This window comes from Verrucomicrobiia bacterium (genome assembly GCA_035495615.1).
In the GTDB taxonomy this organism is placed as follows: domain Bacteria; phylum Omnitrophota; class Omnitrophia; order Omnitrophales; family Aquincolibacteriaceae; genus DATJFP01.
This window is the reverse complement of record DATJFP010000029.1, coordinates 1-12,991: the sequence shown is the minus strand read 5'-3', so window position 1 is coordinate 12,991 and position 12,991 is coordinate 1. Positions and strand designations below refer to the sequence as shown.

General features: G+C 55.9%; 14 protein-coding genes. 1 reads left to right on the top strand and 13 read right to left on the bottom strand.

All coding sequences use genetic code 11. The annotated features are described in order from the left end of the window. Positions 1–2: 2 nt before the first annotated feature. From VL688_03795 to VL688_03735, 13 genes are all read right to left on the bottom strand, one after another. Complete coding sequence (locus tag VL688_03795; protein ID HTL47169.1) at positions 3–410, bottom strand: VOC family protein; 408 nt, start codon at positions 408–410, stop codon at positions 3–5. Continuing rightward, positions 407–1,066, bottom strand: coding sequence for a VTT domain-containing protein (locus tag VL688_03790; protein ID HTL47168.1), 660 nt, complete (start codon positions 1,064–1,066; stop codon positions 407–409). Before VL688_03790 ends, VL688_03795 begins: the two co-directional genes overlap by 4 nt. Before the next feature lie 167 nt (positions 1,067–1,233). Next, positions 1,234–2,184 carry a diguanylate cyclase gene (locus tag VL688_03785; protein HTL47167.1) on the bottom strand — a complete coding sequence of 317 codons (951 nt, stop codon included), beginning with the start codon at positions 2,182–2,184 and terminating at the stop codon, positions 1,234–1,236. A gap of 19 nt (positions 2,185–2,203) precedes the next feature. After that, positions 2,204–4,450 carry a nitric-oxide reductase large subunit gene (locus VL688_03780; protein ID HTL47166.1) on the bottom strand — a complete coding sequence of 749 codons (2,247 nt, stop codon included), beginning with the start codon at positions 4,448–4,450 and terminating at the stop codon, positions 2,204–2,206. A gap of 21 nt (positions 4,451–4,471) precedes the next feature. After that, positions 4,472–5,737: an NnrS family protein gene (locus tag VL688_03775; GenBank protein ID HTL47165.1), complete on the bottom strand. Its 1,266-nt coding sequence runs from the start codon at positions 5,735–5,737 to the stop codon at positions 4,472–4,474. A 495-nt stretch (positions 5,738–6,232) separates the two neighbouring features. Continuing rightward, a complete protein-coding gene (locus tag VL688_03770) occupies positions 6,233–7,000 on the bottom strand; it encodes a YbaK/EbsC family protein (GenBank protein ID HTL47164.1) in 768 nt (255 codons plus the stop codon). 19 nt (positions 7,001–7,019) lie between these two features. Continuing rightward, positions 7,020–8,003: a universal stress protein gene (locus VL688_03765; protein ID HTL47163.1), complete on the bottom strand. Its 984-nt coding sequence runs from the start codon at positions 8,001–8,003 to the stop codon at positions 7,020–7,022. A gap of 26 nt (positions 8,004–8,029) precedes the next feature. After that, on the bottom strand, positions 8,030–8,677 hold the full coding sequence (locus VL688_03760) for a DUF2490 domain-containing protein (GenBank protein HTL47162.1): 648 nt from the start codon (positions 8,675–8,677) through the stop codon (positions 8,030–8,032). Continuing rightward, entirely contained in the window at positions 8,674–10,050 is a 1,377-nt protein-coding gene (locus VL688_03755; protein ID HTL47161.1) for a DASS family sodium-coupled anion symporter, read from the bottom strand. Before VL688_03755 ends, VL688_03760 begins: the two co-directional genes overlap by 4 nt. Before the next feature lie 12 nt (positions 10,051–10,062). Further along, a complete protein-coding gene (locus tag VL688_03750; GenBank protein ID HTL47160.1) occupies positions 10,063–10,773 on the bottom strand; it encodes a cytidylate kinase-like family protein in 711 nt (236 codons plus the stop codon). Positions 10,774–10,784: 11 nt separating this feature from the next. Next, positions 10,785–11,033 carry a hypothetical protein gene (locus VL688_03745; GenBank protein ID HTL47159.1) on the bottom strand — a complete coding sequence of 83 codons (249 nt, stop codon included), beginning with the start codon at positions 11,031–11,033 and terminating at the stop codon, positions 10,785–10,787. Continuing rightward, positions 11,023–11,277, bottom strand: coding sequence for a hypothetical protein (locus tag VL688_03740; protein ID HTL47158.1), 255 nt, complete (start codon positions 11,275–11,277; stop codon positions 11,023–11,025). Before VL688_03740 ends, VL688_03745 begins: the two co-directional genes overlap by 11 nt. 603 nt (positions 11,278–11,880) lie before the next feature. Beyond that, entirely contained in the window at positions 11,881–12,540 is a 660-nt protein-coding gene (locus VL688_03735; protein ID HTL47157.1) for a Crp/Fnr family transcriptional regulator, read from the bottom strand. Between the two features lie 201 nt (positions 12,541–12,741). Here VL688_03735 and VL688_03730 point away from each other — a divergent pair. Continuing rightward, a partial coding sequence (locus VL688_03730; GenBank protein HTL47156.1) for an MBOAT family protein occupies positions 12,742–12,991 on the top strand: 250 nt, incomplete at its 3' end.

The following is a 12,991-nucleotide window of genomic DNA, read 5'->3' as shown; positions in this document are numbered from 1 at the left end:
CCTTACTTTTTCCCTGCTTTTTTCATGGCGGGCTCAAGCATGCTGACGCGGTTCCCTTCGGTGTCGATGAAGGAAACATATTTGCCGACGCCCGGAATGGTCCAAGGCTCGCCCAGCACTTTTCCCCCGGCCTTCTTGACCTTGGCCATGTGGGCACGGATGTTTGGCACTGCGATGACGACCGACGGATATTGCGCGGGCTTGTCGTGGGACTTCAGATAAAATCCGCCGTTGATGCGGCCGGGCTTCTTGGGCTTGCCGTGCTTATCGCCTTCGGTCGTCCGGGCAAGCGTGTAATACCCGAAATCCTCGCCCAACTGCTCCGTCTTCCAGCCGAACGCCTTTCCATAAAACGCGGCGATTCGCTTGCGGTTCTCCGCGGGAAATTCAAAATGGACGACGGGATTCATGACTGATCTCCTTTGGGGAGGTCCGCCTTGGAAGCGGACTTGCGATGATCCAGCCATTCTTTGAGAATGGGCAGGAAGGAGAGGAAAATCACGACCAGGATCACCCAGTGAATCTGCTTTTCGATGTTGGGGATCGCGCTGCCCAGGAAATAGCCGCCGAGCGTCATGCTCAGCACCCAGGCGATGCCGCCCGCGACGTTGTAGAGAAGGAACTTCCGGTACTCCATGCCTCCCACTCCGGCCACCGTCGGCGCAAATGTCCGCACGATCGGGACAAAGCGCGCGATGACAATGGTCTTAGGGCCGTACTTATCGTAAAATTTTTTGGTTCGCGCAAGATGATCTTTGTGAAAAAAGATCGAATCGTCACGGCTGAAAAGCTTGGGCCCGAAATAATGCCCGACCCAGTAACCGACCGTATCGCCGAGGATCGCGGCCGCGCAAAGCCCGAGCGCCACGATTCGGATGTCCAGCACGCCGTCCACCGCGGCGAGCAGCCCGGCCGTCACGAGCAGCGAATCTCCGGGAAGGAAGAATCCCGCCAGCAGCCCGGTTTCAGAGAACACGATGATGAAAAGCGCCGTGTAGCCTCCCCAGCGGATCAGCTCGTCGAAGTGATAAAGCCTCGAGAAAAATTCATGCAGCGCTTCCATCATGATAGAAATCCTTTGGGTTATAAGATCAGCCTTAGAATTGAGAGTTCGCCGAGTCTATCCGATGCGCCGGATTCCATCAAGCGCATTGATGCCGCCCGGCTTCTATTTAAAAGCGAATGTCCGGAGATACCTTACAGGAGGGTTTAAAAGGCGGGCTTTTGTCCGATTCAACCGGCTTCGGCCGGCGCCACGACAATCTGGTTCTTTCCATTCTTTTTGGCTTTTAGCAGCGCGGTATCGATCCTCGCGATAAGTCCTTCCGGCGTTTCCTCCGCGCTGATTCCGGCCGAAAAAAGCCCGATGCTGACTGTCAGGCTCGCCAATTCCGTCATCACGCTGCGATTATAAAGTGCGAAGTTTTCTTGTACCCGCCGGGCCGTCCTGAAACCTGCTTCGAGGTCCGTTTCCGGAAGGATGACAAGAAACTCGTCGCCTCCATAGCGTCCCACGATATCGGCTTTGCGCAGGCTCTTTTTCAAAATAGCGGCAAAGGACCGGAGAACCCGGTCTCCCAAGACGTGCCCACAGTCATCGTTGACTTTCTTGAAGCCGTCGATGTCGATCATCATTCCGGAAAGAGCGCGTCCGTAACGCCTCGCCCTGTCCATTTCTTTGGCGACCTCCGAGAGAATGAACCGCCGGTTATGAACACCCGTGAGCTCATCCGTAATCGATTGTTTCTCCAAATGCCGCGACTGCCTTTTGATATTTTCGAGATCGCGTTTGCGCCGCGTGCTGTCCTGCCACACGCCGACATAATGGGTCACCCGATTTGCCTTGCCGCGGACCGTGCCTATGGAGATCGTCTCCCAATATTCTTCACCGTTTTTCCGTTTGTTGAGCAATTCCCCCTGCCAGGCGCCCCCGGATGCGATCGATGCCCACATGTCTTGGTAGACTTCGGCCGGCGTCTTGCCCGCAGACAGCAGGCTCGGTTTTTTTCCTTTGAGATCCGAATAGCGGTATCCGGTAAGCCGGGTGAACGTGGCATTCACGTACACGATTTTCCCCGAAACGTCCGTAATGAGGACCGGAACGGGCGCCTGGCGGAGAGCTTCCGCCAGGAATCTTTCGCCGGGTTCTTTCTTTTTTTTGATCTCCTGCCTCTTCTTTGGCATCGGAGGTTTCTTACGCGCTTTATTCATGTGGTTCAAGAGATGCCCCGGTCTTCAGCCCCGCGACAAAAAGGCCGAGAGCGAGCGCCCCCAATCCAAAAAGAGTGTCTCCCAGCACGCGCATCCAGCGAAGCTTGTCCATCCATCCCGTCTGAAGAAAATCTCCGCTGCGCGCGTACCAAAATCCCTTTTCGACACTGAACCAAGTCTGAATCAGTCCGATGGGCAGCAGGCTGAGCACGACCATGAACAAGAGCCCGATATTAATGGCCCAGAATGAAAACCGGATGATCCCCTGCTTCCACGGCCGGGGCGCGTGCAGGCCTTTGATGACGAAGAGCATGAGCCCGATGGCCAGCATTCCGTAAACGCCGAAAAGCGCGGTATGCCCGTGAACGGGCGTGGTGTTCAAACCCTGCATATAATAAAGCGCGATGGGAGGGTTGATCAGGAATCCAAAAATGCCGGCGCCGAGCAAGTTCCAGAACGACACCGCGATGAAGCAATAGATCGGCCATTTGTAGCCTTCGAGCCATCCGCCTGCACGGGTCAGCCGATAATTATTCCAGGCTTCGAATCCCATCAGGACAAGGGGCACGACTTCCAGAGCGCTGAAGGTCGCGCCCAGCGCGAGAATCGACGTGGGCGTTCCGGTAAAGTAAAGATGATGGAACGTCCCGATAATGCCGCCGGCGAGAAAAACGTTCGTGGAAAAAAGAACGCCCGCGGTCGCGAGCTTCACGCCGAGAAGCCCCAGGCGGACGAAAAGAAACGCGATCACAACCGTAGCGAAAACCTCGAAGAAACCTTCCACCCACAGATGCACCACCCACCACCGCCAATATTCCGCGATCGAAAGGTGCGTGTGCTGGCCCCACATCAGTCCGGCGCTGTAGAAAAGAGCGATGGCCGCGGACGCGATGACGAAAAGGGCGAGCAGCTGCTTATGGTCGCCTTCTTTCCGAAAAGCGGGCATCAGCGCGCGCGTCATCAGAAACAGCCAGAGAAAAAGTCCGACGGTGAGAAAGATCTGCCAGAACCGGCCCAGGTCCACGTATTCATAGCCCTGATGGCCGAACCAGAAATTCTGCGCCAGGCCGAGCTTTTGCATGACGCCCAGCCACTGGCCCGCGAGCGAGCCGACGACGATGATGAGAAGGCAGACGTACAGAAAATTGACGCCGGCTCTCTGAAATGCGGGTTCATGGCCGGACACCGCGGGCGCCACATAAAGTCCCGTGGCCAGCCAGGAGGTCGCGATCCAAAAAATCCCGAGTTGGACATGCCAGGTCCTGGCCACCGAATAGGGCAGCCATTGAGACAAAGGAATCCCGTAAAATCCGCTTCCTTCCACGCTGTAATGGGCGCTGATCACGCCGAGAACGACTTGGACCACGAAAAGCGCCGCGCCGGTCCAGAAAAATTTCAGCGTGGCTTTCATGGAAGGCGTAGGCTGATATCCGAGCAGCGGGTCTTTGTCGGGAAACGACCGGACTGAGGGCGCGTCGTGCTGCGAAGCGTAAAAAAAAGCCAGGACACCGATACCGGCCAGGAGAAGAATGACGCTGACGCCGGTCCAGAGAATCAAGCTTCCCGTGGGGTGGTTTCCCACGAGTTCATCGGCCGGCCAGTTATTCGTGTAGGTGACGCTTTGGCCGGGGCGCTGTGTCACGCAGGCCCAGGCTGCCCAGAAAAAGAAAGCGTTCAACTTTTCCATGCGCGCGGGATCTTCCAGCGTGCGGGTTTTCATGGCATAGGTCTCCCGCAGATCGGCAAGCGAAGGATCTCCAAGAAATAGCGCGCTGTAATGGGCCGCCGTCTTTTTAATGGCCTGCGCGCGGGAATCACTCACGGTCACCTCGCCCGTTTCCGGATGAAAGGTATTGGCGCGGATTTCCTGCTGGAGACGGTACTCGATGATTTTTTTCTGTTCGCCACCCAGGGAATCAAAAGGCTTTTGATAGGCCTGCTGGCTCAAAAGGTCGGCAAGCGCCGTGGCTTCGCGGTGCGTCCAATCCGCGGTCCAGTCTGGAGCAACGTACGCGCCGTGCCCCCAAACGGAGCCCAGTTCCTGTCCTCCCGTCGACTGCCAGACATTCTGTCCGTCCCGGATGGCCTCTGCCGTGAACAGGACTTCTCCGGAGGCTGTCACCACTTTTTGAGGAATGGGGGGCGCCTGCCGGTAAATTTCGCGTCCGAAATAGCCCAGCACCGTGAAAGAGAGTCCCGTCACGAGAATGAAACCCGCCCACAATTTTCCGTATTTCATAATGCCTCCATTCCTATTCCATCAGCAAACATGGTTTTTATTTTCAAGGATTCTTTTGCGGGCTTCCGCATGGGCTTTTTCCATTTCTGCGGGATCCGCGAAACGCCGCAGGTAGGGAAAACAAAAGGCCAGCCACACGACGCCCGCAGCCGACCAGACCGCCGAGGCGAACGCCAAAAGTTTAAAGTAGTGTTCCGGAAAAAACGGGCTGGCGAGCCTTGTCCCGAGTGCGACGGCAAGCGCCGCATAAACGACGTTCAAAGCTGCGAGCGGCCTGCGCAGGCGCGCAGCCTCTCCCGCATGGCTCACAATGACCATCGTTGCAACGGAGAAAGTCATGAGGCTGTAACCGCCCAGAAAAACCAGATGAAGCCACGCCGTCCGGAAATCCGGCTTCAAGGCGACGGCCCAATGCCCCAGCGCGATCATCCAGAAAGAAACCCAAACGCCCGGAACAATGCTGTCTCGATTCGCGGGTTTCAAGGCAAGAGCTCCGGTCGAAGCCATCACCGCCGTCACGACAGCCGCCCGAAGCGCAAATGCCCCGCGGACATTTCCGGCCCCTTCGAGGACAAAGCTCAAAAAGACGAGGGCCCCCGCGCTGAGATGGAAAAACATTTTCATGCGCCGGGCCCGGACCGCGTCCGCCGCGCGCGCCGGCGCCAGTTTAAACGTGCCCATGAGACGCGGCCCCAGAAAGCCCCCGATTCCTATCACGATCGAAAGCAGGAAGCCTTGATCCGACAAAAGCCGTCCGGTTCCCATCCAGGAGGCAGGCGCATAGCCGAAAAACGCGGCCTGATAAAGAGCCGTGCCGGCCAGCACATGGAGAAGACCTACCGGAATCCAGATCATTTCCACCGGAGGAGAGACCGGAGGGACGGAAGCTTTGCCTCTTCTGCCGAGCACGCGGCGCACGGCAAAAAAGCCGAGCGCGGCAACCCAGCCGGCATAACAGGCCTGCCCTGCCTGCGGCAGGCCCGCGAAATTAAAAAATGCCGCCGCGAAGACAAGGCCGCATAAAAGTAAAAATTCCCACAGCGCGCAGGGGGAAGACGCCGTGAACCTGGGAAAGGCCGTCGTGAGAAATCCGATGATGAAACATCCCAGGTAGGCCTCGGTCTGCACGGCGGCATGGAGCGCCGAGGAGTAGGCGGGAATCATTCCTGTCCCATAAAAAAACCAATGAAGAACGCCGCCCAATCCCATCAAAATTCCGAGCGGGAAAAAAATCCGGTAGGGTTCCGCGATACTCCGAAGCTGAATTGTTTTCTCGACGTGTGACATAATCCTTTCTTAACGCGCCTGATTTATCGGCGGCTCCTTCAAAAAGGCCAGGATATTGTCGACGGTGTTTTGGAAGATCCGCTGGACGGCCTCACAGGAATAAAAAGTCCGCCCCGGGAGGTATTGACCAGCACCGCGCCTTTTTTGATGAGTCCGATTTTGCCTTTATTATCTTTCATTATCAGGCTCCGGCACATTTTACACCCCGGCGCGCCTGATTCAAGCGCGCCGGGGGCGTTTCTAATGCTGGCAGCATGATTCGGGCCCGCGCCCGGAAACGCATTTTCTTTTGACGCCCAGGACGGCCAGCCCCACTGAAAGCATCCCGAAGATGCCTGCAATGGCGAAACTCATCCCGATGGGAACTTCAAATCCTCCAACGACAAGCTGCACCCCTGAAATTCCCCGTATCAGATGGACTGCCGCTCCGAGCGCAAAAAAACCCGAAAACCATACGGCTGGACAAAACCTCCGGCTTTCTTCCATAACGCCTCCTTATGCTTTTGCGAGTGAGATCTTGAATTCCTTCCCGCTTCCCCGCAGGAGGATTTTGTCCTCTCGCGCAAGCCATCCCAGGGCGCGATTCAAAAGCGTTGAATCCGCGATGCCCGATTCATTTTGAAGAGAAGCGGGGTTAAGGGCGCCTTTTCTTTCCAGGGTCCGGTAGAGAATGCCCGCGGTTTCGCCGATCGCATGCTGATACGATTCGAAAGCCAGAAGGCATCTGTCATCCGCCTCCGGAGCCGGAGCCGGCGCCGGCGCCTTTTTCGCCTCTTTTTTTGCCGGCAAAGCCGCGGCGGGTACGGAATAATCACCGAACCGTGCCTTCACCACCCGGAAGAAATCCATCGCCGGCAACCGGATGCTTTCTTTGTGGCTGCCTGCGTTGAAAACCACTTCGGGCACCTTCTTCAAACTATCATCCACGAAACAGCTCAGATGATAGAGCTTGCCCAAAGGAGGCATGGCTCCCGTTTCGCAGTCTTTGAAAAGCCTCTTAAACTCGGCTTCTTCTTCGATACGAACATCCTGCGTGCCCAAAGAAGCGCTCACCTTAAAAAAATCCAGCACGCATGTCGACGGAATCACGAACATCAAGTCCTTTCCTTTGGATTTGACCATGACGACTTTCGCGAACTCCTTTCCCGGCACGTGTTCGGCTTGAGCCGTACGGCTGGCCGAAAAAGATTCAGGGTGCACGATTACGTCGTATTCGACCTTGTGATGTTTCAAAAAATTTTGAATTTTTTTAGGGACACTCATGATCATCCTCCTGTGCCGTTCAAACGGCCGCGACCTTGCCTTTTGTCGTTTTCTTTTTTGCGTTCGCTCCGGGGACTGATTCCCGGACAATTTCCACCACGCAATGCGCCCTCGCCGCGACAGCCGAGGAAACGCTCCCCATCAACGCGTGCTTCACTCCGCCGAGACCGCGCGCGCCGATAAAGATGACGTCGGCTCCCCAGCGTTCGGCTTCTTCCACCAGAATTTTTTTGGGATCTCCCTCCTTCTTGAGGCAGGTGACCGCAAAACCGCGTGAGCGCAGTTTATCTGCCGCGGCCTCCATCAGCCTTCCCACCCAGTAATGAGCCACTGAATCGTTTCCCTCCAGCCATTTCTGTGACGGCGGAAGCAGGACGGAAGTCTTGACCCTGGGATCGATGGCGGTAATCAAATGAAAAGCGGTCCCTTTGGGCCAGGCTCTTGAAGCGGCCTCTTTGAGCGCCGTGTTCGCGCAGGGAGAACCGTCGATGCCGATGACGATGCGCGGCGGCGAGCGCAGGTCTTCGGCCCTGTTGTGAACCACACGGACAGTGCATGAGGCCTGGGTGGCAACGATTTGGGAAATACTTCCCAGAAGCATCCGGCCGGCCGAGGTCATGCCGTGCGCACCCACCAGAATGAGGTCGGCCTTCCAGGACTTGGCTTTTTTGATAATTCCCCATGCCGGCGAATCCGCGAAAGCCTCGCTCTGCACTTCCCACTCTGGAAAACTTGTTCTGATTTTTTTAGCGGCGGACGCTGCGGTACTCTTGCACTGCCCCACCACCTCGTTCGCATGTTCCCATCCTTTACGCACCGCTTCGATCACCGCGGCGCCATAGCTCACCTCGTTGCAAGTGGACGGCGGTTGAAAGACATCCGCGACACACACCACCATGACCGAGGTCTTACGCGGCAGGCCGGCCCGTTGCAAATCGACGAGAAGCGCGTCCGCGCCGGCGGAGCCGTCGTACCCGATTAGGACTTTTTTATTCGTTTTCATAAAGCACCTCCGTGGTTCTTTTTTCATTACAAAGCGAAGGACAAGTGTGTCCCCAAGATATGGCTCGAAGACCATGTGTCTTTTTTTCTCGATTGCAGCATATAAAAAACCTTCAGAGAGCTTCGCCGGGAAAGCGGAATGACGATGCCGGCGGGCACGACTTGATTTTCGTTGATTGTCCGCGCCTTGCAGTCCAGGAAAAACTCATTGCTGCAGTAAAACGCCAGCGGCTTGGATTTCGCTTTGAATGGAAATTCGAACTCCCAAAGCTGGCGGAATCGCCCGTTGTCCGAGCCTTTGCCTTCGATCCAGCGGAATTCGAAACGGTCGCGGTTATTGATATTGATGCGCCCGAATTTCCATCGCGGCAGGGCTTCGAGCTCGAGCCTGTGCTGATATTTCAATTCGCTCGATCCGGCTTCCGCTTCCAGGTAGGTATAAGCGGCTCCAAAACCAAGATTCTCGAAGGCGTCGACCTGCACTTTCTGGCTCGTCTGCCAGAATCCGAGATGGGAGGCGCCCTCGCAAAAGCGAAGGTCCCAGTAATTGATGTAATCGACGTACCGCGTATCGATCGCTTTCACCTGCAAGCGCGACCAATACTGGAAATCATCCCCCGCGAGGAGCGAAGACGGCATGAGAAATAAAATCAGCAGAGTCATCCGCGCTTTCATCGGACAAAGACCTCCTTCATCATAAATTCCACCCCGGCCAAAAGCAGCACGTTCGCGACCAGAGCAAAGACGGTTCCGGCCTTCAGCATGTCGGAAATACTCAATTCTTTTGTGCCGTACGCCATGGCCATCGGCGGTGTGGAAATCGGCAGGCCCAGGTCAAATGACGCCGCGAGCGCCACCAGGACGGCGAGCATGGAAGCATCCCCGGCTGGAATGCTGAGAGCGACGGGAATGAGTAAATTTACGGTTGCCGTGTTGCTCATGAAGGTCGAAAGAAGAACCGTGACCAGGCACACGGCGAGATAAAGCAGCCATTTTTCATGGGGATACACGGGAAGGGTCATGGCCCAGTCCGCCAGCCCGGTAATCATCATGCCTTCACCCAGCGCCAGGCCGCCCCACATCAGGATCAGAATGTCCCAGTCGATTTTTTTCAGATCTTCCACCGTGATGAGCCGCATGGCGGCCAGGACGCCGGCACAAAGGAGCGCCGTCAGATATTCCGGCATCCTATGCCACGGAGAAGTGAGCCACAGCCCTGCTGTCGCGGCTCCGATGAACAAAACCAACCGGGCGTCTCGATCGAAAGGCCGCGTAGGTTCCATGCTGCAGGGAACGGCTGCCTGGCGGGGCGGAAACAGAATGTAGAGAATGCCGCTCGTCATCAGCAGGAGAAGGACGGCAAGCGGGAGTGTTGCGCTCATCCAGGTCAGAAAATTGACATGAATTCCCCGCTCGGCCAGAAGCCCCAAGGCCAAGGCATTCGTCGGCGATCCCACGGGGGTCGTGATGCCTCCGATGCGGGCCGCGAAGGGAATCCCGAGGACAAGCGCTTTCCTGAAGGGATCTCCCGCGTCAAGGCTTCCCAGGATCGGAAGAAGGACGGCCAGCATCAACGCCGAAGTCGCCGTGTTCGAAATCCACATGCCGAGAAATGCCGTCGCGGCCATGAAGCTCAGCAGCATGAAATAAGGCCGGTTCCCGGCATGGCGAAGAAGACACGTCGCGATGCTGGAATCGATGCCATATTTGGCAAAAGCGCGCGCCAGGATAAAACCGCCTAAAAACAGGACAATGACCGGATCGGCAAGCGGCCCTATGAAATAGGTTTCCAGACCCGATCCCATGCCGAGCGGCCGCACCAGAAGAAAAGATTCGAGAAATACAACCCAAAGGGCGGTCGCATAAAGAGGGATCATTTCGAAAGTCCAGAAAGACGCGGCGAGGACAAAGATAAAAGCCATCCGCCTTGCAGACTCGGAGCATTGCCCCTGCAAGCCGGCATAGGAGGCCGCCGCCAAGGCCAAGGCCGCGGCGGAGAGCCATACTTTTTTTTGCTTCCAGAATTCAAGCCGCATCGGATGATTCATTTTTCTTCCCCCTCAACGGAGGACGGGCTCCTTTTTGTGGAGCTGTCCGAGCACTGCTTCCGCGGCGTTTTCGATAGATAGGCGCCCGGTGTTGAACGTCGCGTGGTAATAAAGCGGGTCGGCAATGTCCCCGTTAAAAAAAACTTTCACGAGCTTGGCCCTCGCCTCGTCCTGAGCCTCGATAAAACGGCGTGCCTGATTTTCATCCGTTTTCATCACAGCCGCCATGCGGCGGATTCTCACGCTCACGGGCGCCACCAGACGGACGTGAATGCCGAGCGGAAGATCCTGGGTCACAAAGGCTCCCGCGCGGCCGATCAGGATGACTTTCCCGAAGGTCGCGAGCGTGCGCATCATGGCAAACATCCGCCTGGCCACGGCGTCCTGGGGGGTGTCCCCGGCAAACATTTCCACAATCATGTCTTCGATCTGCGAGTGGTATTCTTCCGACAAAAGCCTGTGGAGCGAAACTTTGAGCCCCGGTTCGGCAGCCACCTTTTCGCAGATCTCCTGGTCCAGCACATGCCATCCGCTCAAGGACTTCGTTCCGTGCTTTGCCATGAGCTTAAGGAGAGCGGCCGCCAAGCTGTGCCCTCCCGCGCCGGTTTCCCGGGAAATGGTGATAAACGGGTTATGGCCGCCTTGAAGGTCGACCGGTTTGTTGAGGTCTTGCTCGTAAGCCATGGTTTTCAAATAAGTGTGAAGCTTCGAAATGTCTGTCATGACACACCTCCTTAGAGATCGATCGTGCCGCATTCCGGATGGTTTCTCTGCGCAATACGGACGAGTTCCTCCGCGAGTTTCATATGCATGCGCTCTTCCCGGACAAGCTGCCCCAGCAGCGACACGGCTTCGTCGGCCTGGCCGAGATCAGCCAGGCAGGCATCGAGAATTTCCTGATAACTCCAGGCGGCGTCCTCTTCGCCCTTCCGGATTTTCTCGAAACGCAAAAGCCACAGAGTTTTCAGGTATTCAATTTTCATGACGGCGTGCCTCCAGGCGGCCGATGATTTTCAGCACAATGGTTTTGTGCCGTTTGCTGTCTTCCGCCAGTCTTTGCAAGATATTCAACACTTTCGCCCTGTCATCCAAGCTGAAAAACCTCAGCTCCTCCTGGTCCTGATAGAAGGTGCTGAAAAGGCTGATGCCGATGTCTTCTTCCTCGATGTCCCGAAGCAGACGTTTGAGCAAAGCATCAGAGCCGGCGTTTCTCTTTTTTGGGTCCATGGCTTCTCGCTCTTTCGATTTGGCTTCGCAGTAGGGTTCTCTCGCCGGCATTCAGATTTTTCAGGATGACGGCGTACAGCGCGCGACTTTCGGATTCGAGATGCCTCTTCAGTAAAAAAATCAGCAGAATCCCCATCTGGCGGACTTCATCCGCCCGAACCGCCTTTGCCGGACCCGATATTCTTTTGAAGGCCCGCACGCATTCCCTGATTTTTTTAAACTGGCTCAGGAAAGCACGCTGCTCAGATTCGAGAAGGCAAAGCGCGGATTCAAGACGGGGGAGATGTCCTTTGACGAAAGGATAAATCGTCTTATGCTCAAGGAGGAACCAATGAAGAACGGAATTTTGGAGCTCTGCCTCGGCCTTTTGAATTTCTTTGATGTTCCTGCCGAGGTTTGGCTTTCCTTCATAATGGAAATGGATCAGGGCCCGGTCAAAACGGTCCAGACCGCGGAGAATTTCTCCGTGCGAATCACCATAGAAGGATTGGGGGGATGTTGTTTGTTTTCCCATGGTTTCTCTCCTCTACTGGAAGGATACGTCCGGAGAGGCAGAGAGGTATGTGACGGGCGTCACATGAGGAGAAAAATATTCTAACCCCTTCAGGCCAGAAGCTTTTCGAGGCCCGGCCGGTCGAGGATCAGGATTTGGCGGGGTTTGATGTCGATCAACTTCGCCTTTTTGAGCTGCTGAAGATGCCTGGCTATTGTTTCCCGTGCTGCGCCGATTCTCTGGGCAAGCTCTTCCTGCGTAAACCTAATGGAAGGAACCGCGCCGGAAGATCCCGGCGCAGGCATGTCGAGAATGAACTTCACAAGACGTTTTTTGGTGTCTTTGAGGGAAACTTCTTCGATGAGGGAACCGAAACAGCGGAGCTTGTCGGCGAACAGCTTGTTCAGGGTGAGGCTGACTTTTGAATTCGTCTGGACCATGCGGACATACTGGTCACGGGCAAGAAACCACACCTTCGACGCTTCCATGGCTTCAGCGGTCGCATTGCAAAACCATTCCATGGAACCAGGGTTGCAGGCGCAGGTGTCGCCGGGGCCCAAAATTTCGAGAATCTGCTCTCTCCCGGAAGAGGTCATCCTGTAGAGTTTGATCCGGCCGGACTGCACGATAAAAATCCGCTCGCACGGCGCGTTTTCGGAAAGGATAATTGCCCCTTTCGGAAAAGATTTTTCGCGAAGATAGGCTTTGATCAGGGAAAAATCCGTGGGAGACAAGCCGCTGAAAAGGGCAATCTTTTTAAGGTCTACCATGCTTTTCTCTTCGAGACCCCCCATTTGCCTATTCCTAAACGGGGTCGCTCGAGCGAGCTCTATCGTACCAATTACGGGGGGGAAATACTATCGCTTTAACAAAGAATTCTTCCAGCAAACCGCGCCGAAGACAACACGGTCTATCCCGTCTCAAGTCGAGCGGCCGCAAGATCTTCGGCGGATGAGCCGATAGATCAGGGCATGTCCTTCAATTCCCCGGCGTTTTTAGTCTTTTTCCCCGTCGTGACGCTGCTTTATTTTTTGTTTCCTCATCGTCTCCGCTGGGCGCTCCTGCTCGCCGCCAGCTGCGTTTTCTACATGGCGTTCGTGCCGTGGTATATCTTGATTCTCGCGCTGACGATCACGGTCGATTACCTGGCCGGCCTTCTCCTGGAAAAGACCGAGGGCAAAACGCGGCGGAGACTTTTGCTCATCGCAAGTCTCGCCGCGA